This is a genomic window from Pseudomaricurvus albidus, from assembly GCF_018863235.1.
Classification (GTDB): Bacteria; Pseudomonadota; Gammaproteobacteria; order Pseudomonadales; family Cellvibrionaceae; genus Pseudomaricurvus; species Pseudomaricurvus albidus.
The window spans coordinates 258,829-284,062 of sequence record NZ_JAHKRS010000001.1; the positions used below are offsets into that span (position 1 = coordinate 258,829).

Annotated in this window: 23 protein-coding genes; 12 read left to right on the plus strand and 11 right to left on the minus strand. The window is 54.0% G+C overall.

What is annotated here, in order from left to right; all coding sequences use genetic code 11:
* Positions 1 to 6 precede the first annotated feature (6 nt).
* Both grxC and KOI40_RS18315 read right to left on the minus strand, forming a co-directional pair.
* Positions 7 to 264 carry a glutaredoxin 3 gene (gene grxC / locus KOI40_RS01160; RefSeq protein ID WP_216095585.1) on the minus strand — a complete coding sequence of 86 codons (258 nt, stop codon included), beginning with the start codon at positions 262 to 264 and terminating at the stop codon, positions 7 to 9.
* Between the two features lie 26 nt (positions 265 to 290).
* Positions 291 to 689, minus strand: a complete 399-nt coding sequence (locus KOI40_RS18315; RefSeq protein WP_304504156.1) for a rhodanese-like domain-containing protein — start codon at positions 687 to 689, stop codon at positions 291 to 293.
* 238 nt (positions 690 to 927) lie between these two features.
* Here KOI40_RS18315 and gpmI point away from each other — a divergent pair, with 238 nt between their 5' ends.
* The 5 genes from gpmI to KOI40_RS01190 all read left to right on the plus strand — a co-directional run bounded on the left by gpmI (position 928) and on the right by KOI40_RS01190 (position 7,104).
* Complete coding sequence (gpmI, locus tag KOI40_RS01170; RefSeq protein WP_216095588.1) at positions 928 to 2,475, plus strand: 2,3-bisphosphoglycerate-independent phosphoglycerate mutase; 1,548 nt, start codon at positions 928 to 930, stop codon at positions 2,473 to 2,475.
* Positions 2,476 to 2,643: 168 nt separating this feature from the next.
* The gene (locus KOI40_RS01175; RefSeq protein ID WP_216095590.1) at positions 2,644 to 3,783 is read left to right on the plus strand and encodes a murein hydrolase activator EnvC family protein; all 1,140 of its coding nucleotides are present in this window, start codon (positions 2,644 to 2,646) and stop codon (positions 3,781 to 3,783) included.
* 275 nt (positions 3,784 to 4,058) lie between these two features.
* Positions 4,059 to 5,462 (plus strand): S41 family peptidase, encoded by a 1,404-nt coding sequence (locus KOI40_RS01180; protein WP_216095592.1) that lies wholly within the window; start codon positions 4,059 to 4,061, stop codon positions 5,460 to 5,462.
* 120 nt (positions 5,463 to 5,582) lie between these two features.
* On the plus strand, positions 5,583 to 6,560 hold the full coding sequence (locus KOI40_RS01185) for a divergent polysaccharide deacetylase family protein (protein ID WP_216095593.1): 978 nt from the start codon (positions 5,583 to 5,585) through the stop codon (positions 6,558 to 6,560).
* Between the two features lie 316 nt (positions 6,561 to 6,876).
* Positions 6,877 to 7,104: a DUF6316 family protein gene (locus KOI40_RS01190; RefSeq protein ID WP_216095595.1), complete on the plus strand. Its 228-nt coding sequence runs from the start codon at positions 6,877 to 6,879 to the stop codon at positions 7,102 to 7,104.
* A gap of 74 nt (positions 7,105 to 7,178) precedes the next feature.
* Here KOI40_RS01190 and hisF read toward each other — a convergent pair whose 3' ends face one another.
* The 3 genes from hisF to hisB all read right to left on the minus strand — a co-directional run bounded on the left by hisF (position 7,179) and on the right by hisB (position 9,333).
* Positions 7,179 to 7,952: an imidazole glycerol phosphate synthase subunit HisF gene (gene hisF, locus KOI40_RS01195; protein ID WP_216095598.1), complete on the minus strand. Its 774-nt coding sequence runs from the start codon at positions 7,950 to 7,952 to the stop codon at positions 7,179 to 7,181.
* A gap of 56 nt (positions 7,953 to 8,008) precedes the next feature.
* Positions 8,009 to 8,662: an imidazole glycerol phosphate synthase subunit HisH gene (hisH, locus tag KOI40_RS01200; protein ID WP_216095599.1), complete on the minus strand. Its 654-nt coding sequence runs from the start codon at positions 8,660 to 8,662 to the stop codon at positions 8,009 to 8,011.
* A 77-nt stretch (positions 8,663 to 8,739) separates the two neighbouring features.
* A complete protein-coding gene (hisB, locus tag KOI40_RS01205; RefSeq protein ID WP_216095600.1) occupies positions 8,740 to 9,333 on the minus strand; it encodes an imidazoleglycerol-phosphate dehydratase HisB in 594 nt (197 codons plus the stop codon).
* 303 nt (positions 9,334 to 9,636) lie between these two features.
* On the opposite strand from hisB, the gene KOI40_RS01210 reads away from it, so the two are divergent.
* From KOI40_RS01210 to KOI40_RS18560, 3 genes are all read left to right on the plus strand, one after another.
* Positions 9,637 to 9,945: a hypothetical protein gene (locus tag KOI40_RS01210; protein ID WP_216095601.1), complete on the plus strand. Its 309-nt coding sequence runs from the start codon at positions 9,637 to 9,639 to the stop codon at positions 9,943 to 9,945.
* A gap of 138 nt (positions 9,946 to 10,083) precedes the next feature.
* Positions 10,084 to 12,204: a TonB-dependent receptor gene (locus tag KOI40_RS01215; RefSeq protein WP_216095603.1), complete on the plus strand. Its 2,121-nt coding sequence runs from the start codon at positions 10,084 to 10,086 to the stop codon at positions 12,202 to 12,204.
* A gap of 202 nt (positions 12,205 to 12,406) precedes the next feature.
* Positions 12,407 to 12,538: a hypothetical protein gene (locus KOI40_RS18560; protein ID WP_255568198.1), complete on the plus strand. Its 132-nt coding sequence runs from the start codon at positions 12,407 to 12,409 to the stop codon at positions 12,536 to 12,538.
* Between the two features lie 187 nt (positions 12,539 to 12,725).
* On the opposite strand, the gene KOI40_RS01220 is transcribed toward KOI40_RS18560, so the two are convergent.
* On the minus strand, positions 12,726 to 14,468 hold the full coding sequence (locus KOI40_RS01220) for a phytoene desaturase family protein (RefSeq protein WP_233709865.1): 1,743 nt from the start codon (positions 14,466 to 14,468) through the stop codon (positions 12,726 to 12,728).
* A 46-nt stretch (positions 14,469 to 14,514) separates the two neighbouring features.
* The gene (locus tag KOI40_RS01225; RefSeq protein WP_216095604.1) at positions 14,515 to 15,012 is read right to left on the minus strand and encodes a DoxX family protein; all 498 of its coding nucleotides are present in this window, start codon (positions 15,010 to 15,012) and stop codon (positions 14,515 to 14,517) included.
* 171 nt (positions 15,013 to 15,183) lie between these two features.
* Here KOI40_RS01225 and KOI40_RS01230 point away from each other — a divergent pair, with 171 nt between their 5' ends.
* The 4 genes from KOI40_RS01230 to ppk2 all read left to right on the plus strand — a co-directional run bounded on the left by KOI40_RS01230 (position 15,184) and on the right by ppk2 (position 18,957).
* On the plus strand, positions 15,184 to 15,744 hold the full coding sequence (locus tag KOI40_RS01230; protein ID WP_216095606.1) for a PadR family transcriptional regulator: 561 nt from the start codon (positions 15,184 to 15,186) through the stop codon (positions 15,742 to 15,744).
* A 132-nt stretch (positions 15,745 to 15,876) separates the two neighbouring features.
* Positions 15,877 to 16,767: a helix-turn-helix domain-containing protein gene (locus KOI40_RS01235; RefSeq protein WP_216095608.1), complete on the plus strand. Its 891-nt coding sequence runs from the start codon at positions 15,877 to 15,879 to the stop codon at positions 16,765 to 16,767.
* A 268-nt stretch (positions 16,768 to 17,035) separates the two neighbouring features.
* On the plus strand, positions 17,036 to 17,914 hold the full coding sequence (locus KOI40_RS01240; RefSeq protein WP_216095609.1) for a helix-turn-helix domain-containing protein: 879 nt from the start codon (positions 17,036 to 17,038) through the stop codon (positions 17,912 to 17,914).
* Between the two features lie 257 nt (positions 17,915 to 18,171).
* Positions 18,172 to 18,957 (plus strand): polyphosphate kinase 2, encoded by a 786-nt coding sequence (gene ppk2 / locus KOI40_RS01245; protein WP_216095611.1) that lies wholly within the window; start codon positions 18,172 to 18,174, stop codon positions 18,955 to 18,957.
* Between the two features lie 59 nt (positions 18,958 to 19,016).
* Here the strand turns inward: ppk2 and KOI40_RS01250 are convergent, their stop codons facing one another.
* From KOI40_RS01250 to KOI40_RS01265, 4 genes are all read right to left on the minus strand, one after another.
* Positions 19,017 to 19,352 (minus strand): hypothetical protein, encoded by a 336-nt coding sequence (locus KOI40_RS01250; RefSeq protein WP_216095612.1) that lies wholly within the window; start codon positions 19,350 to 19,352, stop codon positions 19,017 to 19,019.
* 198 nt (positions 19,353 to 19,550) lie between these two features.
* On the minus strand, positions 19,551 to 20,192 hold the full coding sequence (locus tag KOI40_RS18805; RefSeq protein WP_216095613.1) for a YajG family lipoprotein: 642 nt from the start codon (positions 20,190 to 20,192) through the stop codon (positions 19,551 to 19,553).
* 264 nt (positions 20,193 to 20,456) lie between these two features.
* Positions 20,457 to 21,524, minus strand: coding sequence for a Glu/Leu/Phe/Val family dehydrogenase (locus KOI40_RS01260; RefSeq protein WP_216095614.1), 1,068 nt, complete (start codon positions 21,522 to 21,524; stop codon positions 20,457 to 20,459).
* Between the two features lie 53 nt (positions 21,525 to 21,577).
* The gene (locus KOI40_RS01265; protein ID WP_216095616.1) at positions 21,578 to 25,123 is read right to left on the minus strand and encodes an indolepyruvate ferredoxin oxidoreductase family protein; all 3,546 of its coding nucleotides are present in this window, start codon (positions 25,121 to 25,123) and stop codon (positions 21,578 to 21,580) included.
* Between the last annotated feature and the right edge of the window lie 111 nt (positions 25,124 to 25,234).

Here is a 25,234-nt window from a genome sequence, read left to right on the forward strand (position 1 = left end):
GATGAGTTAGTCTGCTGCCAGCATCGCATCCAGATCGCCGCTGCGCTCCAGTGCCATCAACTCATCACAGCCACCCACATGGTGCTCGCCAATCCAGATCTGCGGCACCGTGTGACGACCACTCTTGGCCATCATTTCCTGTCGCAACTCGGGATTGTTATCCACACTGATGTCCGTATAGGTCACAGCCTTGTGGTCCAGCAGCGCTTTGGCACGAACACAAAAAGGACAATAGCGGGTGGTGTAGAGGGTTACAGCGGCCATAATACTAACTCTTCGTGAATATTCCGTTACTTAACCAGCGGCAAATTCTGTCCCTGCCACTCGCTGATACCGCCCTGTAAACGGCTGACATCGAAGCCTTTGGCTTTCAGGGTGCGGCCGGCAGCGCCAGCATGTTGACCCATTTTATCCACCAGCAGGATGGTTTTGCCCCTGTGGCTTTCCAGCTGCGGCAACTGCTCGGCCAGCTTGTTGTGCGGAATATTCAACGCATCGACAATATGACCGGCCTTGAATTCTTTCGCTTCACGCAGATCCACGACCACGGCTTCACCGTTGTTGATGATGCGGGTGGCGCTGTGAATCGACAGGGTAGCACCGCCCTTGCGACCCTCAGTCCAGAAATAAGCAGCTACCAGTACGGCCAGCGCACTGACCAGAATCCACTGCTCGGTGACAAAAATCAGGATATTTTCCACAGAATCTCACGTCCTACACAAATTGAAATCGATAACGGCCACTCCGGCAGCCGACAAAGCGGTGAAGTATACACGAATGACCTGTCTGGGGCAGGCACAGTCTATGCGTTCGATAGTCGTGCCCTAATGGAGTTGCCCCGGTGAAACCGGTAGAATTGGCGACTTTACAGAGCGCTGCTGCGGCAGCCTCAAGACTTCACTCACCACCGGACACTGAAATTTCGCCATGACTGATGTAAAAAAACCTTTGGTACTGCTGGTTCTCGACGGCTTCGGCTACTCGGAAAACTCCAAATACAACGCCATTCAGGCGGCCAAATCCCCCGTCTGGGACAGTGTCTGGAGTGAGCGCCCACACACCCTGATTCATACGTCAGGCATGGCTGTGGGTCTGCCAGAGGGCCAAATGGGCAACTCTGAAGTGGGCCACATGACCCTGGGCGCCGGCCGGGTGGTGTACCAGAACTTTACCCGCATCAACAAGGCCATTGCCGATGGCGACTTTTTCACCAACCCGGTGTACGTCGACGCCGTGGACAAGGCCGTCAGCAATGGCAAGGCCGTGCATATTCTGGGACTGTTGTCGCCCGGCGGTGTTCACAGCCACGATGACCACATCAAGGCAGCGGTGGATCTGGCCGCCCAGCGCGGTGCAAAAGAAGTCTATGTACACGCCTTCTTGGATGGCCGTGACGTGCCGCCGCGCAGTGCCGAAAAACCTTTGCAAGAAACCGAAGACAAACTGCGCGATCTGGGCATCGGCCGCGTGGCCAGCATTATTGGCCGCTTCTTTGCGCTGGATCGCGACAATCGCTGGGACCGGGTTCAGCAAGCCTACGATCTGCTGACCAGCGGCAAAGCTGATTACCAGTCGCCTACCGCCGTTGAAGGCCTGATGGCCGCTTACGATCGCGATGAAAACGATGAATTCGTCAAGGCCACCGTCATCGCTGGCGACGGCGAAAGTGCAGCCACCGTGAACGACGGCGACACCATTCTGTTTATGAACTTCCGCCCGGACCGCGCCCGTGAAATCACCCGCGCCTTTGTCGAGGATGACTTCACCGGTTTCACCCGCAGCACCCGTCCGGCTCTGGCGGCTTACGTACAGACCACCGAATACGCCGCCGACATCGACGCCCCCATCGCCTTTCCGCCAGTCGATCTGGTGAACTCCTTCGGCGATGTCATGGCCAAGGCCGGCAAACAACAGCTGCGTATCGCCGAGACCGAAAAGTACGCCCACGTGACGTTCTTTTTCAGCGGCGGTCAGGAAGATACCTACACCGGTGAAGACCGCATTCTGATCCCTTCACCCAATGTGGACACCTACGATCAGAAACCGGAAATGAGTGCCCCGGAAGTGACCGAAAAGCTGGTGGAAGCCATCGAATCCGGTAAATACGACGCCATCATCTGTAACTACGCCAACTGCGATCAGGTCGGTCACACCGGCGACTTCGACGCGTCCGTCAAGGCCGTGGAGGCCGTCGACAGCTGTCTGGCGAAAGTCTTTGCCGCACTGGAGAAAGTGGGTGGTGAAGCGCTGGTCACCGCCGACCACGGTAACGTCGAAGAAATGTTTGATGAAACCTCCGGTCAAAAACATACGCAGCACACCACCCTGCCGGTGCCGTTTGCCTATGTGGGACCACGCCAGTTGAAGTTGAAAGACGACGGCAGCCTGGCTGACGTTGCCCCCACCATGCTGGCACTGCTGAACGTTGAGCAACCGGCGGAAATGACCGGCCACAGCCTGGTTGAACTGCCTTAAGCCGTACTCCCTGCTTGAGTCAGCCTCTCTGCCTGACAAAATCACCTCCCATGACAGTGCGCCCATTCGGGCGCCACTGTCACATCCTGTAGACGCCCCCATACCCACCGCCCTCGCGATCCGTTACACTGACTTTTTTTGATTTTCCGGATACGGGTAAAGCTATTTATGTTGAGGCACAGCCTAATCGCTCTCTGTCTGCTGTTCGCCAGCGGCAGTTTCGCTCAATCCTCCAGCGATGAGGACTACCAGGCGAAGCTGGAAGAGCTGAAACAATCCATCGCCCAGCTCAAGTCCGAGCTCGGCAAAGTGAAATCCGACCGCGACAAATTGCAGGACGACCTGCAAAGTTCAGAAGTGGACATTGGCGCGCTGGTGAAAAAAATTGAGACGCTTCAGGGGGAGCTTGCCAGCCAAAAAAAGCAACTAGCGCAACTCAACCAGAAGCAGGATGAGTTGCAACGCGCCCGCCAGGATCAACAAACGCAGATAGCCGAGTACATCAACGCCGCCTACCGCATGGGCCAGCAAAGCCAGCTGAAACTGCTTCTGAATCAGGAGCAGCCGGAAAAGCTCGCCCGGATGTCGCGCTACTACCGCTACTTCCTCGATGCCCGTGCCGATAAAATCGATACCTATCTCGATACACTGGCCGAGCTGGATGAAATCAAGCCCCGTATCGAAGCCCGCACCCAGGCCCTGCTCGACAACCAGCAGCAGCTCAAACAGCGCCATCAGCAGCTGACCCTGAAACAAAGCGAGCGGCAGAAGACCCTCGCCCGCCTCAGCCAGAGCATTCAGCGCAAGGATCAGGAGCTGAAACAAAAAGCCCAGGATCAGCAGCGCCTCGAACGTCTGATTGAAGAGGTCAGTGCTGCCATTGCCAATCTGACCCTGCCCGGTGACGGCCAGCCTTTTGCCAAGCGTCGCGGCAAGATGACCATGCCTGCCAAGGGACACCTGCTGAAGAAGTTTGGCCACACCAAAGTGGCCGGCAAACTGAATTGGGAAGGGGTACTGATTGGCGCCAAGGCCGGCTCCGAGGTAACAGCTATCCACCACGGACGGGTGGTGTTCGCCGATTACCTGCGCGGTCAGGGATTACTGATGATCATCGACCACGGCGACGGCTATATGAGCCTGTACGCCCACAATCAGGCACTGCTTAAAGAGACCGGTGACTGGGTCAACAGCGGAGAGCTCATTGCCCGCGTGGGCAACAGTGGCGGTCAGACTCAGGCCGGCCTGTATTTCGAAATCCGCTTTAAAGGCAAGCCCACCAACCCGACACTGTGGTGCCGCTCATGACCCTCAAACACTGCACAGCCCTTGCTGTCGCGCGGGAGCAGCGGAACTTCACCCCCGATATGGCATCCAATCCATGGCGACCAATTCACACTTACCAACGCCGGCGAACCGTCTACAATAAAGACAGGTGCAGCCATTAACCGACTCAGTATATATTGGTAATTCGTCATTAAATCAGCAAGTTACAGACACCTCTCGGTCATCGTGATCAGGATCCCTCAACCGGCCCCTCCGCACCCCATGACAGAGCCTCGTCCAGCCATTTGGAGTACAACATGCCTTTAACTTCACTCTTTCGCCCTCTGGCGCTGATGATCGCCGTCGCCAGTCTGACCAGCCCCGTGGCTCTGGCGGATGAGGCCCCCGCAGTCCCGCCAGCCCCCGAGGCCTCCAGCGCTGCGGACAGCGAGGCTCAGGGGCTGCTGCCACTGGATGACCTGCGCACCTTTACCAAGGTCTACGAACACATTCGCCAGGGCTATGTGGAAAAGGTGGAGGACAGCACCCTGCTGGAATACGCCATCAAAGGCATGCTGTCCGAACTGGACCCGCACTCGGCCTATCTCGGCGCCAGCTCGTTTGGCGACTTGCAGATGAACACCACCGGTGAATTCGGCGGTCTCGGCATTGAGGTAGGACTGGAGAACGGCTACGTACGGGTGATCTCTCCCATTGATGACACCCCGGCGGCCAAAGCCGGTGTTCAGGCCGGCGACCTGATCATCAAGCTGGATGAAAAACCCGTTAAAGGCATGAACCTCAATGACGCGGTCGACCTGATGCGCGGTCCCAAAGGCAGCAAAATCACTCTGACCATTGTCCGCGAAGGCGTTGAACAACCCTTCGATCTGGAACTGACACGCGACACCATCACGGTACAGAGCGTGCGCTCCAAGATCATTGAAGAGGGCTACGGTTACCTGCGCATTGCCCAGTTTCAGGTAAATACCGGCAAAGATACTGTCAAGGCCATCCAGAAACTGGAGAAAGAAGATCCGGATCTGAAAGGACTGATTCTGGATCTGCGCAACAATCCCGGCGGGGTTCTGCAGGCCTCGGTGGAAGTGGCGGACGCCTTTCTCGAAGACGGTCTGATTGTCTACACCGAAGGCCGTGTCAGTAATGCCGACCTGCAGTACAAAGCCAAGCCCGGTGACCTGACCCACGGCCTGCCCATCGTCGTGCTCATCAATGACGGCTCGGCGTCGGCCTCGGAGATTGTCGCTGGCGCCCTTCAGGATCATCGACGCGCCGTAATTCTCGGGACCCAGAGCTTCGGCAAGGGCTCGGTACAGACCGTAATCCCTCTGGGTGAAGACCGTGCCATCAAGCTCACCACCGCACTCTACTTCACGCCCAACGGCCGCTCCATTCAGGCTCAGGGGATTATCCCCGACATCGAAGTTGACCGCGCCCAGGTCACGGCTCTCAGATCCGGGGGCCTCCACGTTACTGAAGCCGACTTACAGGGCCGACTGGACAACGCCAACGGCGGCAAGGCTCAGGACAGCAAGTCCCGCGCCGACGCCCAGCGTAAAAAAGACGATTTGTTCGCGGAAGACAATCAGGTGTTTGAGGCCCTGAATCTGTTGAAGGGACTCAACCTGTTTGGCAACCATCTGCCGCGTCCGGCCAAGACCGTTGCCGCACTGGAAGATACGGTTGCGGAAGAGGACTGATCTCTCAAAGTGGACGTGTGTGCTGTGCTATGATCGCCTGACACTTGCCCCAACGGTTGCGGCAATCCTGTCTGACCGGGCTGACTGACACAGCACTCACGATCAACGCGAGAGCCTCTATTGAAACAACTGACCACACTATTTCTCTACACCGCTCTGGCACTGTGTCTGGCACTGTTCGGCCACTCCCTCTGGAAAGCCACACTCGGCAAGCCCGGCACACCTGAATTCAGCACCCAGCCCCGGGAACTGCCCAGCGCACGGTTCTCTCAGCCTGTGCCAGCCCAGCAAGAGCAGCTGCCCAAGCCACCGCAACCCAAAGCATCAACCATCGAACTGCCGGAGCCTGCATCGCCCAGCGATCACAGCAGCGCCATTCAAGTTGCCATTATTATTGACGACGTGGGTTACAGTCTGCCCTACGGCCGGGAAGCCGCCAGCCTGCCCGGCGCGTTGACTCTCGCCGTGTTGCCGCACAGCCCACACGGTGTTGAACTGGCGGATCTCGGACATCAGCAGGGCAAGGAAATCATGCTGCACGTCCCCATGAGCACGGTTCAGCACCGCAAGCTCGACACCGGCGGTCTGACCGAAGACATGAGCCAGCAGGAATTTGAAACCACCCTGATGGACAATCTGGCCTCGATTCCCCATGTGCGGGGGCTCAACAACCACATGGGCAGCGAATTGACACAACACGCTCAACCGATGCAGTGGCTAATGGCCACGCTGGCGCAAAAAGAATTATTTTTTATCGACAGTCGCACCAGCGCCGGGAGTGTTGCCCTGCAAACTGCGGAGGCCAACCGGGTACCCACCCGCAAGCGGGATGTGTTCCTCGACAACATTCGCACCCCCGAAGCCATCGGCCGCCAGTTCGACACCCTGATTCAACTGGCCCAACAACATGGCAGCGCCATCGCCATTGGCCACCCCTATCCGGAAACGCTCGCCTATCTCAACCAGGCTGTACCCCGGCTTTCCCGCCAGGGAATTAATCTGGTGCCAGTTTCTCGGCTCTTATCGAGGACTGGGTCACAGAAGCCATCGACTCAGGCCTCAGAGAAATTGCCTTCGCAAAACACGATCTATAATTAAAATAACAATCAGGACAACGGCCAAAGGGCATCGACCCCGCCCATTTACCGGCAGCCAGTTAATACAAATGGCCAGCAAAAAGGTGTCACGAGTTGCCCCAGTTCCCGAACAGTATGATGATGGTGTTTCTTAGAGCTATCTTCGGGCAAGGAAGGCACAGAAGGGCGCTTGACCTTTACGCTTCAGGCGGTAAAGTTCCGGCATCCGTTGGCGCGTAAATGGTTTTTCAGAGTGTCACGCTCTCGCGTTGAATATTACACGCGCCAGTTTTCACAGTGGTAAGAGATTCTGTAACGGTGATATAAGGAGGTAAAAGATGAAGGCTTTACGTCAGGGTGAGACAGGAAGACCACCCGAAAGAAATGATCGCTTTTTCAAAAAAGACGAGTACTGGTATTACACCACCCGCGAGGGCGTCGATATCGGCCCCTTTGACAGCGAGGATGACGCCATAACCGGCTGTTCCGACTTCATTGAGTTTATTTTTACCAGTGATCCCGATTTCCCATCGACACTGGAGCAATACGGACGCCACGTGGCATAAAACGCCGGTTTTCACCCTGAAGTGATGATCGAGCGCTGGCTTACGCGCACCGGCCAGTCCGGCGCGCGTAACACTTACAGCCTGACTTCAACACCCTGCTGCTGCATAAAGGCCTTGGCCTCGGGCACAGAGTACTCGCCGAAGTGGAAGATACTCGCCGCCAATACCGCATCGGCACGCCCCTCTTTCACACCATCCACCAGATGCTGCAGGTTACCCACACCACCCGAGGCAATCACGGGCACCGGTACCGCATCGCTGATGGCACGGGTCACCCCCAGATCAAAACCGTTTTTGGTGCCGTCCCGATCCATGCTGGTGAGCAGAATTTCACCGGCACCATAGTCGGCCATCTTGGCGGCCCAGGCGACAGCATCAATCCCGGTGGGTTTGCGACCGCCGTGGGTAAAGATTTCCCAGCGACCGGGCTCGCCGTCGGCACTGACTCGCTTGGCATCAATCGCCACCACAATGCACTGGGCACCGAAACGGTCTGAAGCCTGACGCACAAAATCCGGGTTGTGTACCGCCGCCGAGTTAATGCTGACTTTATCAGCACCGGCATTGAGCATGGTACGGATATCGTCGATGGTGCGAATGCCACCGCCAACCGTCAGCGGGATAAACACTTCCGATGCAATCTGCTCCACCGTGTGTACGGTGGTATCGCGGCCTTCATGGGTGGCGGTAATGTCGAGGAAAGTAATTTCATCTGCGCCCTGTTCGTTGTAGCGCTTGGCGATCTCCACCGGATCACCGGCGTCGCGTATGCCGACAAAATTCACGCCCTTCACCACGCGACCATTGTCTACGTCGAGGCAGGGGATAATACGTTTTGCGAGAGCCATAACTTTGTTCCGAAAAATGGGTTCCGATTGCGGATCAGAGGACTTGGGGCAGGACGTTACACCCGCCCGTTCCAGTTGACGAAGTTCTTCAGCAACTGCAGACCTGCGGTGTGGCTTTTTTCCGGGTGGAACTGCACTGCAAACAGGTTGCGATCGCTGAGCGCCACGTCAAAATCGAGTCCATAGTGACAACGGCCCACCACCTGTTCACGCTTCTCTGCCTGCACGTAAAAACTGTGCACGAAGTAAAAACGACTGCCGTTTTCAATCCCCTGCCACAGCGGGTGATCGGTCAGCTGGGATACCTGGTTCCAGCCCATGTGCGGCACTTTCAGATGTTCACCCTGCTCATCGAGCAGGTTTTTACCGAAAAACTTCACCGTGCCCGGCAACTGGCCCAGACATTCCACGCCGTTATTCTCTTCGCTGTGATCCATCAGGGCCTGCATTCCGACGCATATGCCCAACACGGGCTTGCCACTGGCAATCACTTCCGGCACCAGGGCATCAAAACCGGAGTTGCGGATTTCCGCCATACAATCGCGGATCGCACCCACACCGGGGAAAATCACACGATCAGCCTGTTCAATCACCGCCCGCTCGGAGGTTATGGTCACTTGCGCTTCCGGCGCCACATGCTCCAGAGCACTGGCCACGGAGTGAAGATTGCCCATTCCATAGTCAATCACGGCAATGCGATTCGTCGACATACTGCTTCTCTGTATTTTAGCTATCTGAAAACCCGAGCGGTGTTACCACCGGCCGGGCTCGGGATCTGTCAATTGACTTACAGTGTCCCTTTGGTGGACGGCATCATTCCGGCCATGCGCGGATCCAGCTCCAGCGCCATGCGCAGAGCCCGGCCAAAGGCCTTAAAGACAGTCTCAATCTGGTGGTGCGCATTGTGGCCACGCAGGCAATCGATGTGCAATGTCACCTGAGCGTGGTTGACGAAGCCCTGGAAAAACTCCCAGAACAGCTCAGTATCAAACTGGCCCACACGCTTTTGGGTGAAGGGCACGTCCATAATCAGTTCAGGACGCCCGGAAAAATCAATCACCACCCTCGAAAGGGCTTCATCCAGAGGGACATAGGCGTGACCGTAGCGACGGATGCCTTTCTTGTCGCCCAGCGCCTGCGCCACAGCCTGTCCCAGGGTGATGCCGATATCTTCCACGGTGTGGTGATCGTCAATATGGGTATCGCCTTTGCAGGTGATATCGAGATCAATCAATCCGTGACGGGCAATCTGATCCATCATGTGCTCAAGAAAAGGCACACCGGTATCAAAGTTGCCTGAGCCCTTGCCATCAAGGTTGGCTGTCACAGTAATTTGGGTTTCGAGCGTATCGCGGCTCACGGATGCGGTACGTTCCGCCATATTGATCTCCGGTCATTCGTGAAAATCGGCGTGTCTGACTGCCCCTCTGAGGGTTCAACAACCAGCTGCCGGTATCGAGCCGCGGATTATACCCCGCTCCGAGCCTCTTGGCCTACTATCGGCCTCCTATTGTTCCCATAGCCCGCTCCAATGATCATTTCCTATGCCTCAGAAGCGGTGATAGAAGGCCATTATGGATTGTGAATCACACTTTCGATCAATTTGAGCTTGCGCTCTACACACCTCAAATGTAACTATATAACATTATTGATTTTACAGGTTCAGGCATCAGCCAATATCGCTATGCTTTCGACACACACCATCCAATTCACCAAACGCTGGCTACCGCTTCTGCTGTTGCTGGTGGTGCTCGCGCAGCTGGTCACCAACGCGCACGAACACCGGGATGAGCACAGCGTTACCGATTGCACCCTGTGTCTGCACCACTCCCATTTCAATGCCCTGCACGGCAGTCATGCCCTGCCTGGCCTGCCGGTATTGGTGGCCATCGCCCCCACTACCCCGATAAACACCCACCATACTCCCGACTTCTTTCGATTCAGCGCTATCCGCGCGCCCCCAGTGATGTCTCCCGCTTCGTTACTGGCGTAAAGCTCCGCTTAGCGCCCTCAATACCTTTGCGGCTGAAAGCCGTATTGAACACGTATTAACGACATCGGTGTGTCCGCTGTGACGTACAGGCGTGCGAACCTGTGCCCCACACGCCGATGAGATTCACTGGAGAGTTCCATGACCTTTCGTCTTTTGCCCCTGGCCGCCATTATCATGACCGCCAATGCCTCACTGAGCCTGAATGCCTACGCTGATCAACAGGGTCCGCAAGCATCAAAGTACAACAAGCCGCACAGTCACAAGGCTTCCGACAAACTGGAAGAAGTGATTGTCAGTGTCTCGCCCATTCACAATCTGCACAGCGATAACGCTCGTCCGGTTGCCGTGCTCAACGGCGATGACCTGCGACGCAATGCCTCGGCAACCCTGGCAGATACCCTCACCGGTCAGGTAGGTGTCAGCTCGGCCTCCTTTGGCCCGGGGGTGGGCAACCCGATCATTCGCGGCCAGAGCGCCAACCGGGTGAAAGTCATGCAGGACAACCTGGATACCCTGGACGCATCCAATACCAGCGCCGATCACGCCAACACAACCGAGCCTCTGCTGGCTGATCAGATCGAGATCCTGCGCGGCCCTTCGACCTTGCGTTTCGGCAGTGGCGCGATCGGTGGTGTGGTCAATGTGATCGATGGCCGAATCCCCTCCCGTCAGGCCGAGGGTGTCAGCGGCGCGCTGGAAACCCGCTACAACAGCGTTAATGATGAGTCAGCCAGTGTTTTCCGGCTGGACGGCGGAGCCGGCGCTTTCGCCTGGCACGTGGACGGCCTGTATCGCGACAGCAATGACGTGGAAGTTCCCGGTTACAGCAATCAGGAAGATCACGACGAGGGCGGTCACGGCTTCATCCCCAATACCAATGCCCGCGCCGATGCTTACACGGTTGGTGGTTCCTGGGTCGGCGAGCGGGGCTTTCTGGGATTGAGCGTGAATCATCAGAACAACCTGTACGGCATACCTGCAGGCGCTCACGCCCACGAAGAAGGCCACGATGATCACGATGACCATGATCATCACGACGAGCCCGAAGAGCACGGCGAAGAGAGCGTCCGCATCGACATGCAGCAAACCCGCTACGACCTGAAAGGCGAACTGCACGAGCCCCTGCCCGGCTTTGAACGCCTGCTGGTGCGCATGGCTCACAACGACTACCAGCACATCGAACTGGAAAACGGCGAGAAGGGCACCACCTTCACCAGCAAAGCCTGGGAGAGCCGGATCGAACTGGTACACAACCCCGTCTACGGCTGGCAGGGGGCTTTCGGCCTGCAACATCAGGATCGCGACTATGGCGCCGAGGGCGAAGAAGCCTTTATTCCGCGGATGACCAATATCCAGAACACCGGTTTGTTCTGGATCGAAGAAAAGCACTGGGACAGCCAGTGGGTTGAACTGGGGCTTCGCTATGAGCATCAAAGCGTGGATCCGGACAGCTCCCGCACCGGCAGTCCCATCCCCAACGACGCCATTGACCACAATGCCGGCAGCGTGTCACTGGGCTACCACTGGAACCTGACTGAAAACCATCATTTCAGCGCCATTTACAGCTACGCCGAACGCGCGCCCAGCATGGAAGAACTGCTTTCAGACGGCGCCCATATTGCCACCCAGACTTACGACCTGGGCGACGCCGATCTGGATAACGAAACCAGCCGCAACCTGGATCTCGGCTACGAGTGGGAGCCTGCAGGTAACGGTCTGGTCAGCAATCTGAAAATCAATCTGTTCTACAACCAGATTGCGGATTATATCTATCAGCAGAACACGGGCGTCGAAGACCACGACTCCGAGCTGTTGGTCTATCAATACCAGCAACAGGATGCCGACTTTCACGGTGCCGAGATCGAGACCAACCTGAATCTCAGCCAGAATTTCAGCCTGCGCCTGTTCGCGGATGCGGTGCGCGCCAAATTTGATCGCGGCGGCGATGTGCCTCGCATCCCCCCCCATCGTGTTGGCGCCGAACTGACGTTCAACCAGCCGGGCTGGTATGGCTCTCTGCAGGTTATCGAAGCGGGTTCACAGAATCGCAGCGGTGACGGCGAAGAATCCACCGACGGCTACACCCGACTGGACGCACAGGTCAGTGTCCCTCTGGAACTGGGACCCGCAGGCAGCCTGGTCTTTATCCGGGCAGATAACCTGCTCGACGAGGATATCCGTCACTCGACCTCGTTTTTGCGGGAAGTGGCCCCCGAAGCCGGTCGCGGCGTGACGGCCGGTATCCGACTGACGTTCTAAACCACCCGCCTTAAAAACTGACGCCAGAGTCCCTCCGGATACCTTCTCCCCGGAAGCTCTGGTGTCAATCTCCACTACACTTGATATGCATCAACTGATTTTTTCTTCCTGCAGGTAATCTGTAGCCATCAACTCGTTATCAACCCGCTGCAAGCAACTCGGATATACCTGCACATCATTATCGACAGAACAGGAGAAGGTCATGGTCGAACATGTATTGGTTGGAACTCTTGGCGCAACCCTCAGTATGGCAGCCATTCTGGTGGCAGGCTTGGCCGGAGGGCTGTTATTGATCTGGCTGGACAGCCACACCGATCACGGCGAAGAGCACTAAAGTCAGTTAACTCCTCTTTGATCCGGTGCTGGACTCCGGGTCAATTCGATTTCGTGCAATCCGATTTCGTGTAGGGTCTCTCTCATTTCAGACCTTTCGTCGCCGGCTCATGCGGTATCTACCTCCTCGACCGGCAGCTGGCATCGACCGGGAGAGAGTGCCCTCTTTTTTTGCATCAAACCAGCCATCACTGATCCGGTACGACTGGCTTGTAATTTTTCAGCAGTGACCTCACCTTGCCCATGTGTCGCAACCCCAGCATGCGCATGGTCGTCAGCATTCCGCCCATCAATCCGCCCCCCACTCCGGCCGTCATCACATCAACGCCCGTCAGGTACAGATTTTTCACCGGCATTTCCGGATGCAAAAACGGCTGCTGAAAGCGCTCCACAAAGTGCCCCAGTCCGTAGATTTCACCGCGCTCACTCTGCTGGTAAAACTGGGTCGACAGGGGGGATGACAACTCGTAGTAATCGAGAGCCTGACGCAATTGTGGCCGGTGTTTGAACAACACCTCCAGCAGTCTCTGTGACAACTGTTCCTTGTATTCTTCATAACCTTCACCCCGCTGCTGCCACTGACTGCCACGCCAGCGCTCAAAGTGATCCATGGTTGAAATGGTGACAATTTCTACCGTGGACTTGCCGGGGTAACGGCGCTCCCACTGCGGATCCTTGCTGGAGGGAAAAGAAATATAAACAAGCGGAAACTCAGCCTTCTCATCAGCCATAAAACGATCGAGGTTGCCCTCGTGATCACCACTGGGATAAATCCACAAATTGGTGGTATCCAGCCCCAGCGTCTCGGCATCCCCCTGAAAACCGGCGTACAAGCACAGGGAAGCGCTGGAGCGCTCCACCCGCCGAGTCCACTCGTGGGTACGATGCTGGCGGCGACTGATCTCAGGCAATAAATGGTTCACGGTATTCATCAAGCCCACATTGCTGACCACCTGATCGGCGGTCACTTTGCTGCCATCGGCCATAAGCACACCGTAAGCGCAATTGTCCCGGACCAGAACCCGCTCCACTTTGGCGTAGGTGAAAACATCACCGCCACGGGACTCGATGGTGGGAATAATACTGCGGGCAATGGATGAGGCACCGCCCTCCGGATAGGCGCCACCGGATAAATAGTGTCTGACCAGCAAGGCGTGCATCAAAAAAGCGGAGTCTCTGGGCACCTGGCCATAGTCCCCCCACTGGCCGGTAAGCACAGAAATGAGTGACTGGTTGTCCGTCAGGTTTTCCAGCACCTCGCGGGTAGATTGAAAATACTCTTTGCGCAGAAACCAGGGCCGCAGCCCATTGTAGAGTCGCGCCATCCAGCGAGGCATGGCCTGGGCGGCAAAAAATCTGGAGACCTTGGCACTGACATCCTGCACCAGAGCCACATAGCTTCGAATAGCGGCTTCATCCTGCGGAAATTTTTTCACCAGTTCGGCGATAAAATGCAGACGCCCGGCGACGAAATCGACGCTGTCGTCTCCCACCATGATGCGGTCGTACACCGGGTCCATTTCACTCCAGCGCAGCCGACCTTCACTGACCACATCAAACAGCCGGCGCATGGGCGAGTGCTCCAAATGCACCTCGCCGATGTAGTGAACCCCCACATCCCACTCGTAGCCCTCGCGCTCATAGGCGTGAGTAAACCCGCCCGCGGTGTAGTGCTGTTCCAGCACGCAGACTTTTTTACCCAACAGAGACAGCAGCGCAGCGTTTGCCAGCCCGCCAATACCGGAACCCACCACGACCACATCGTAATGATCTGCCGCCCGACCGGGTCGATAGCGTTTACCGGTGCGGACCTGAGGACGAAGCGCCTTGCCAGCTTTTTGCTGAAGGCCATCGGGAACGTTATGACCCGGCATGTCCAGCAGGGGTGATTCAGAAGAGGTGGCCAAATTGGCTTCAGCGGCAATAGTCATGGTAAATCCTTTTCCAGAAAGAGCGTCCCTCATAGGCTCTGATGATTCACGAGTTCTTCAAGGGTTTTACATCCGCAGCTGCGATACACAAAAACCAGGTCCAGCCCAGCAACAACAGTTGCAAAGGCCCCCGAATCAGCAGGTAAACCGGTCCCCACTGGTGGCCGCCGAGGCCGACGCTGTTGAGAGCAGCATACACATTGGCGGGAAAGAACACGATCAATACCACCGCAGCCAATTTTGCAGCCAACAGCTGCCATCGCGGGATAAATAACGCCAGACCAATGGCCATCTCTAACGCTCCTGTGGCGTAGACCAGCGATTCCCGCCAGGGCATCCAGGGAGGCAGCATTTCGATCATACCGGCAGTCTGCACCACGTGTCCCATTGAAAAAAACAGGAACGCAACGCCCAGCCCCCAACAGGCACAGGGATGAAATTCCGCAAGAGAAGCCGGTAACGGTTTCCCGCGAATCACAGACACCAACACTGCGACCAACGCCGGCAGTATTAACAAACACAGGATAATGATGGGAGTGGTCACAGATACCTCCTCAGGTACGCCAAAAACGGCTCAACTCACCAGGCATATCAATCAACAGAAACCATATGCAACTTGTTGCATAAGACTAGACTGCGACCACCCGATATGCAATAAATTGCATATAACCCGTTATACTCAAGTTTTTATCACTCACACCCGCTAGGAGATTTTGTGTCTCTCAAACACGCAGTTCTGGCTCTGCTGGAAGCCGAAGAGGGCAGTGGCTATGACCTGCTGAAACGCTTTCAGGCCCGACTGGGCTATTTCTGGAATGCCAGCCATCAGCAGATTTATCAGCAATTGAAGAAAATGCACGCTGAACAGCTGATCGAGTTTGAGGTGGAAAGTCAGACCGACAAGCCCGACCGCAAGGTCTACAGCATTACCGAAACCGGTCATGAAGAATTGCTGAAGTGGATGTCCCAACCGGTCAAACCCAACAAAGTGAACGACGCCCTGCTGGTGAAACTCTACGCCGGTGAACTCGTCTCACCCGAACAGCTGCAGGCAGAAATTGCCCATCACCGGACGCGCCATCAAAACACCCTGAACACGTTTCTCGCCATTGAAGCCGAGTACCTGGCCAGCCCTGCCGCCGAACAGAAAACCTTGCAGCTACCCTATTTGACGCTGCGCCGAGGCATTTTGGGGGAGCAATCCTGGCTCAACTGGGCCGATGAAGTGGAGGCGGCACTGCTCAAACGGACCTCAGCGGAGGCGACCAAGCGATAACAACGCCCCCATACTTTAGTCTGATGGATAGTGGTATCACTGAAATAAATACAGTTGATTTTAATATTCGCCATGCCATATTAGGCAACCACCAAAAATGACAATAACAGAAGCTTGAAAGGTGATACCGAGATGAGCGAACAGGCACTTCCCGTTTTCTATATCAACGACAAGCGATCCTTGTATTTGGGCCGCTCGCCGGCGCCTTTGCGAGAGATCCACTCCGGCAACCCCTGGTTTGCAATCTGTTTGCAGGGCCAGCTTCGGTTTCGAGCCAACGGCCACGATGAATGGATCACAGCAAAAAGCCTGTTGGCTTCCGCAGGCACACAGATCACCATTGATAATCGCAACTCAGTGTCCGTCGCCATCCATTTAGATCCGGCAAAACCTGATTTTGCAGCATTAAAAAGCTTCATGCAGCCCACACCCAGTGGTGTTTATTGCCACCACACCCATGAAGAGCAGCTGATAAAGCAGCTGCTTGACTTACGAGAGAAAGAACCTGACTTTGACACCGCACAGGCCTGTGTGGAAGAGCTGATCTACGGGCCACTCGGAGAACGGCGGAACGACCTGAAAGCCGATCCGCGCATCGAACATGTGATTCAGCGTATTCGCGATACATCCGCGGAGAATCTCTCGGTAAAACAACTGGCCAAAGAAGTCGGTATGTCCGAGTCAGGGTTGATCAAGCTGTTCAGAAAAAACGTCGGCGCGCCGATTCGCAAACATCGCCTATGGTGCCGTCTCATCAACTTCATCACCTTTGTGATGGCAGGCAAAAGTATCCCGCAGGCGACGACCCTGGCCGGATTTTCGGACGCGTCTCATTTATCCAAGTGTTACAGCAGCTTAATGGGTGTCCCCGTTTCCATCGCCTTTGCCCGAACCCCAACCATCAAATGTGTCATCTCGGATGAGAACCTGGCACGCGCTGAACAAATGGAACCCAAATCCGAGCGCCTGCCAGTGGATCCCAGAGAGTATTTTGCCCGGCTGGCCATGGCCAAGGCCAGCTAAGACATTTAGATATCCGTACTGCTCCGACATCATGCTTTACAGGTTCCAGCCAGCCCCAAGAGGGCTGCTGTAACCTGTCCTGCCCTTTTTGACCCCCGCCTCTCAAACCACCGCCTCTCTGATGCCACTGAACGCTCTCATTCAGTGCTTCATACTTTAGCCTGGAATATAGTGCTATCACTGAAATTAATACGGTTGATTTTAATATCCAGCATGCCATATTAAGACTGCCAAAAATGACAATAACAACGGTTTCAGTGAGGTAATTATGAGTAATGAACCCCTTCCGGTTTTTTACATCAGCGACAAACGCTCTTTATACCTGGGTCGATCCCGTGCACCACTGCGCGAGATTCACGCCGGTAATTCCTGGTTTCTTATTTGCCTGTCAGGCCAAGTACGCTTTCGAGCCAACGGCCACGAAAACTGGATTTCCGCCAAAAGCCTGCTGATTCCGGCAGGAAGCAAAATCACCATTGATAATCGCGATGCCGTATCTTCGGCTTTCTATCTGGATGCCGCAAAGCCGGACTTCGCGGCGCTTAAAGGAATGATGCAGCCAACACCCAGTGGAATTTATTGCCATCATTCACACCAGGACCACCTGATTCAAAACTTAATTGAGCTTCGCGATCAAGAACCGGATTTCGACACCGCGCAAGCCTGTCTGGAAGAATTGATTTATGGTCCTTACGGAGAGCGTCGTTCTGAACTTAAAATCGATCCACGGATCGAGCATGTGGTTCAACGGATTCGCGAGACTGCATCAGAAAACCTGTCAGTAAAGGAGCTTGCCAAAGAAATTAACATGTCCGAGTCCGGACTGATCAAACTGTTTAGAAAAAATATCGGAGCTCCGATTCGCAAACACAGATTGTGGTACCGCCTGACCAATTTTATTACCTGTGTCATGGCAGGCAAAACCATTCCAGAAGCCACAACACTGGCCGGATTTTCCGATGCGTCACATCTCTCCAAATGCTACAGCGGACTGATGGGCGTTCCTGTTTCGGTGGCTTTTGCCCGTACACCGACGATCAAATGCATAATTTCCGACGAAAAACTCTCAATGGCCGAACAAATGGAACCTCAATCCATTCGTCTGCCAACAGACCCATACGAACTTTTCAGCCGTATGGCCAGCTAGAGGCTCATCAGGGCCAGTGGCAACAAACAGCCACTGGCCTGTTCCTGTAATCATCTTCTCCTTTCTTTCCGACAAATAGCCTGCGCTCAACACTGGCCTTCAATTCTTCAATTCTTCAATTCTTCAATTCTTCAATTCTTCAATTCTTCAATCCAGGATTTTAAAAACGCCCAAGCTCAATAAAAATCCACGGGTATTTTGGACAATTTTTCACTCAGACCTAAACTTATACTTCAACTCAATATTTCAGGCCTGGCATGAACACAGATCACCCCGACCTCATCCATTACAAAAAACTGATGCACGATCTGCAAATCAAGCTCGTGCATCTCCAAAGCCATATTATTCGCAATGAGCTGCAATTATTGATTATCTTTGAAGGTCGCGACTCGGCGGGTAAAGACGGGGCCATCAAGCGTATCACTGAACATCTCAGCCCACGAGACATCCGCGTTGTGGCGTTAAACAAACCTACCGAAAGGGACAAAAACTCCTGGTATTTCCAGCGCTATACCGACTACTTGCCCAGCCGCGGTGAAATGGTGCTATTTAATCGCAGCTGGTACAACCGCGCAGGTGTTGAACCGGTGATGGGCTTCTGTACCGAACATGAATATCAGCGATTTCTTCACACAGTGCCGACATTTGAACAGATGCTCATGGAATCCGGCATTCAGATCGTTAAATACTATCTGGACATATCCAAACCAGAACAACATAAACGGCTGGAAGATCGGCGCACCAATCCATTAAAACAATGGAAAATCAGCCCCATTGATCAGCTTGCTCAGGATCAGTGGGACGACTATTCAAAAGCCCGGGATGAAATGCTGAGCAGAACCCACACAGACAAAACGCCCTGGTATATTGTTAACGCCAACAATAAAAAACGGGCGAGATTAAATATAATCCGTCATCTGCTGCAGGTTATTCATGTGGATCAAACTCAGGAGAACAACGGTCATACACTCCAACAAGTCGATAGCAGCATTGTCTTTCCGTTTTCAGAGAGTCATCTGACTGACGGCACACTCTATTCATAGCAAACAGTTTTCCACCTGCCAGCCAGTGACTTCAGATAGACAGTTTCAAGAAATTATGACTAGTCTTTAAACAGTTTTTTCTCGTCATGATCTTTTGAATGTTTCTTGGAGTCCATAAGGTCTTCTTTTTTATCGCCCAGGCTCTCTTTTTTATCTGCGATATCGTCCTTTTTATCGTCAATACGATCCTTGGCATCCTCTTTAGCATTTTCCGCAACCTTCTGGCCATCACACTTGCCACTGACACCGATTGTTGCATCCATTGCTGCATTTCTGGCGGCTTTCTTCGGATCACAATCCAGAATGTCGGGTTTAAGATCAGCCAGAGCCAATGCGGGCAACAGGCAAACGGATACAAACATGGCTTTTGGAATCATGCTTTTTCTCAAGTTCATTGTACTCTCCTTACTATCCTGAAAAACAAAACGAGATGACAGACCGGACAACAGATACTTCCGACATCTGTTGAGTATAGACAGTTTTCTCATTTCCACTTCACTGGAGGATATCCACAGAAACCTCAGAGAGCACGAACACATAAAAAAGGGAAGGCACAGGCCTTCCCTTTTTGATCATCAGGAATCAGGTTACAACTACAAACCCTTGGCATCCATCATGTTATCCATGTTTTTCAGAAAATCAGCAAAGGCTCTTTCATAGGCCAGCTGCCAGTTGGCGTCACTGGCAACCTGCCCTTTGTTCAGACCGTAGCCACTCACTTTGAATGTTTGTGTGCCGTTTTCTGTTTCGACATTGACTTTGCACAACAGGTTGGATTCAAAACTGATTGCCCACATACCCGGTGTAAACCAGGCCCAGAACTTTTCAACATCGACGCTGATCCTGGGGCGGACATTCGCATCGTCTACAACCTGATAGCCACGACTTTCCAGGCCCAGAGTTATCAGATCGCGAACCTCCTGATCAACCGTACCGCCTTCGGGCAAGGCCACGTCTCCCATGGCCTTGCCAAAGCCGTTTCTCTGTCTGCCGATTAATGTGGCCAGTGTCTCTGGAGAGGTGCTGCTTAACTGACCATCCACCGAGGGCGTTGACGGATCACTGGGTGCCTGTTCGAAGACGCGCTTATCCAGAATCTCACCCAGATAAACAGAGCCCGAAGCGGTTTTGTCAGTTTCGAAGGCCGGTGCTGACACATCCACATTGCGTGTTCCCACCACACAACCAGACAGCACAACCGTTAAAGAAAGGAGTAATAATTTAAGACGTTTCACCAGTAAGTTCCCTTTATCGCTTGTTAAAATCACTTTTAATCGACCGGTAACTTATCTTAACTTCTTTTGATTTACAACCGCGTGCCCCTTCACTGATGACGAACCAGCCCAACTGACAATGGCCGCGCCATACCATCAATGACAGGGATGCATTATGGGATGATAAAAACTTGATCAAAAAACCGGCCTGACGATTTAAGCCTCTCGATGATGTGAAGTGATTAACTCAGGGTCTCCCGGCTGTTTTGAAGCCGGGAATTTGAATCAGGCAACACAGTCCACAGAAGAGAAGTCCGGATCAAAACGACGACGGGCAACCTTGTCGGCAATCACATTAGTCGCTTCGCCTGTTGAGGCTGAACGCTGAAAAATTTCCTGCAAGGTTTCGGTAATTGTCTGGGTAATGTGTTTGTGCGCCCGGGCGTAAGGCAACCCCTGACGCTGGTAGTAGACATCAATAATGCCACCGGAGTTGATGACATAATCGGGCGTATACAAGACATCCCTGGCTTTTAACGCCGCGCCCAGATCATCATGGGCCAATTGATTATTGGCTGACCCGGCAATAACACCGGCCTGCAATTGGCTGAGCACAATATCATCAACAGTTGACCCCAATGCACAGGGTGCAATGACCTCTACCGGCAAGGAAAAAATCTGATCGGGATCCACCACATGAGCACCTAACTCTTTGGCCGCCCGCTCAGCGTTCTCTTTATACAAGTCGCTGACCCACAGTTCTGCCCCTTCTCTGGCCAGCATCTCAGCCAGACGATAGCCCACATTACCCACACCTTGCACGGCGACTCTCATACCTTTGAGATCCGTGGTTTTATAGCGCTGTTCCACAGCGATCTTCAAGCCAATAAAAACACCATAGGCTGTGGCCGGTGACGGATCTCCGCGCTCTCCCGCCTGAGCAGAGAAACCAGCAACGTGTGCGGTTTCCTGCCCCATAATGCGCATATCCGCCTCGTTAATGCCGGAATCTTCGGCAGCCACATAGCGTCCTCCCAGAGAGTCGATAAAACGCCCCATGGCCCTTAGCAGCTCTTCCGTTTTATAGTGTCTCGGATTTCCCAGAATCACGGATTTACCACCACCCAGTGGCAAGTTGGCGGCAGCCGATTTATAGGTCATGCCACGTGATAGCCTCAACACATCATTGATGGCTTCATCATCGCAGCGGTAATCAAACATTCGACAGCCACCCAGCGCATTTCCCAGATGACTATTGTGAATGGCGATAATCGCTTTAAGGCCACTTTTTTTGTCGTGGCAGAAAGCCACGTGCTCGTGCGCATCAAACGACCGATGTTCAAACACACTCATAGTCAAACTCCTCAGTAAGCCCTTGTGAGGCAATTGGGGCTGAGACTGCCCCGCTATACGACCTGATCAAGGTCAACAACATGAACCGCTGAGGCTTCACTGCCGTAAAAGCGATCCAGAACTTCGTTGCGCTTGTGGCGCCATTGTTCAACCGACTTTTCTTTAACGGGACCAAAGCCCCGGACTTTTTCAATCAGGGCAACCCATTCAGTCGCCGTTTCAACATTGTCTTTTTTGAGATTAGGCAGAATTTCCCGCTTCATCAACTCTTCAAACTCTGCGATTAAGGAAACCTCCAGTTTTCTCTCTTTGGTGTAAGAAAAAATATCCAGCGGGGTGCCACGCAGGAACTTCAATTTTGCCAGCACGGAAAATACATTCATCATCCAGGAACCAAACTCTTTCTTTTGTGGACGCCCGGTATCCGGATCAATTCTGGAAAAGATGGGTGGTGCCAAATGAAAGTGCAGCTCATAGTCACCTTCCGCATTAGACTCAAACTGTTTTTTGATTTTTTCCTTAAACCCGGTTTCTGTGAAGAGTCTTGCCACTTCGTATTCGTCTTTTATCGCCAGCAGTTTGAAATAACTTTTGGCCACCGCCTGAGTGAAACTATCCACCGCCTCCGCTTCAATATTTTCCCGTGTTGCCGCATCGCGACACTGCTCCACGAATTTCTGATAACGCGTGGCGTATTTGGCGTTTTGGTAGCGAGTCAGATACTCCCTGCGAAACTGAATCACATCATCGGTATTTTTAAGCGGCTGGAATGGCGGCTTGTGCTCAGGCAACAGGGACAACACGGCTTTTTCGTCGTGGGCTGCACGGCGCCCCCACAGAAATGCCTGTTTATTAAACTCAACCGCAACACCATTCAGTTCGATCGACTGTTCAATCGCAGTGGCATCAACCGGTATCAAGCCTTTCTGATAGGCGAAACCAAGCAGAAACAGGTTACCGCCGATGGCATCTCCCATTAATTCCACGGCCAACTGGCTGGCATTGATAAAATGTGTTTTCTCTTCGCCCACTTCGGCCGCAATGGCTTTTTTCATGGCGACTTTAGGAAAACGCACATCGGGGTCACGGGTAAACGCGGCTGTCGGTGATTCGTAATCATTGATGATGGCGTAGGAGAGCGTCTGGTTCACTTTCGCCAGCGCTTCTTCACCGGCAGCAACCACCAGATCACAACCCAGTAACAAATGCGCATCGCCTGCCGGCACCCTGACCGCATGAATATCACTCTGCTCCCGACCGATGCGTACATGGGACACTACAGCGCCAAATTTTTGGGCCAGACCGGTGAGGTTCAATACCGAACACCCTTTACCCTGCAGGTGGGCAGCCATGCCCAAAATCGAGCTGATGGTCAACACCCCCGTGCCACCAATTCCGGTCATCACCACATTCCAGGGCTTGTCGAGAGAAGGCAACACCGGATCGGGTAAGGACATATCCAGAGACTGGGTGACGGAACTGCGCTGCTTGCTCAGCTGACCACCGTGCACCGTGACAAAACTGGGACAGAAACCCTCTACACAGGAGTAATCTTTATTGCAGGCACTTTGATCAATGGTTCGCTTGCGCCCCAACTCCGTTTCTTTCGGCAATACCGACAGACAATTGGAAATTTCACCGCAATCACCACAGCCTTCACACACGTCACTGTTGATCACCACTCGTTTTGCAGGATCGGGAAATTCACCTTTTTTGCGACGGCGACGTTTCTCTGCGGCGCAGGTCTGGTCATAAATAATGACGGTGGTACCTTTTATCTCCCGCATGGCTTTTTGAATCGTGTCCAGACGGTGACGATGATCAATGGTCAGACCATCAAATTCAGGAAAGTCTGCCGGGTATTTATCCGGCTCGTCAGTGACGACGGCAATACGGGTAATGCCTTCGCCACGCAGCTGCTCAATAATCTGGGCAACGGTTAAAGAGCCGTCCACCGGTTGGCCACCGGTCATGGCCACCGCATCGTTGTAGAGAATTTTGTAAGTGATGTTGGCTCCGGAGGCGACCGCCGCCCGAATGGCTAACAGTCCGGAATGAAAATAGGTTCCATCCCCCAGATTTTGAAAAACGTGTTTGGTTTCAGTAAACGGTGCCTGTCCCAGCCAGGTCGCCCCTTCGCCTCCCATTTGCGTGAAGGTATAGGTTTCCCGATCCATCCAGGTCACCATGTAGTGACAACCAATACCCGCCAGAGCCCTGGAACCTTCAGGCACTTTGGTCGAGGTGTTGTGAGGACAACCGGAGCAGTAGTGAGGTGAGCGCTCAATCAACTCTCTGGGACGAGCCAGTGATTGCTCCTTGTGTTCCAGAAACGTCAGTCGACGATCGATATCATCACTGCGGTAAAAGGGTTTGAGTCGTGCCGCTATCGCCCGGGCGACCATGGCGGGAGTCAGCTCACCCAAATTGGTCAGCAGGGTTTCGCCATGCTCATCATACTCGCCCACAACTCGGGGACGCTCATGCACCGGCCAGTTGTAAAGCTGTCCAGTCAGTTGATCTTCGATGACCGAACGCTTCTCTTCCACTACCAGAATTTCGGTCAGCCCCTTGGCGAATTCGTGCGTACTGACCGGTTCCAGAGGCCAGGGCATACCCACTTTAAACACCCTGAGGCCGATGGATGAGGCCATGGCTTCATCAATCCCCAGATCATCCAGGGCTTGCAAGACATCGAGGTAGGCCTTGCCGGAAGTGATGACGCCCAAATGCGGCGTAGGGGTATCATGGGTGATGTAGTTAAGTTTATTAACCCGGGCAAATTCCCGCGCGGCGTAGATTTTGTATTGATTCAGCCGCGCTTCCTGCTCCAGAGGCTTGTCTGGCCAGCGGGCGTGAAGTCCACCTTCGGGCATTTCAAAGGCTTCAGGAATGACAATGCGAACCCGATCCGGGTCAATATCCGCAGAGATGGCCGAGTCCATATTCTCGGTAATGGCCTTGAGGCCTACCCAGCAACCACTGTAGCGGGACAACTCCCAGCCAAAGATGCCCAGATCCAGAATTTCCTGTACGTTGGATGGCGCCAGCACCGGTGCAGAGGCGGCCATAAAAGAATGCTCACACTGATGCGGCAGTGTTGATGACTTGCAGGCGTGATCATCCCCGACCACAGCGAGGACACCGCCATAACGGGAAGTGCCGAAGGCATTGGCGTGTTTCAGAACATCCATGGAGCGATCCAGCCCCGGTCCTTTGCCGTACCACATTCCGAAAACGCCATCGTATTTGGCCCCCTCGAAAAGGTTGACCTGCTGCGACCCCCAGACAGCGGTCATGGCCAGGTCTTCATTGACGCCGGGATTGAAAACAATATTGTGCGGTTCAAGATAGTTTTTGGCCTTCCACAGTGCCTGATCCAGTCCGCCGATCGGGGAGCCACGGTAGCCGGAAATATAACCCGCTGTATTCAATCCGCGAGCCATATCCCGCTGGTGCTGCAGCATGGGCAGGCGCACCAGCGCCTCGATCCCGGTCATATAGGCCCGACCGGAAGCCAGACGATACTTGTCGTCCAGTCCAATGCTTGTCACTTTGGATTCACGACTTGAATTGTCGCCCAATTTCACTTCTGACATAGGTTTTCTCCTGCCAGGCTACACACTCGGTGTTCGCGGCTCTGCCTTATAAATTTATTGTCATGAGAGAAGGCTGCTGAATGTAACGATAGGCTCAAGTGGCCCGACCGG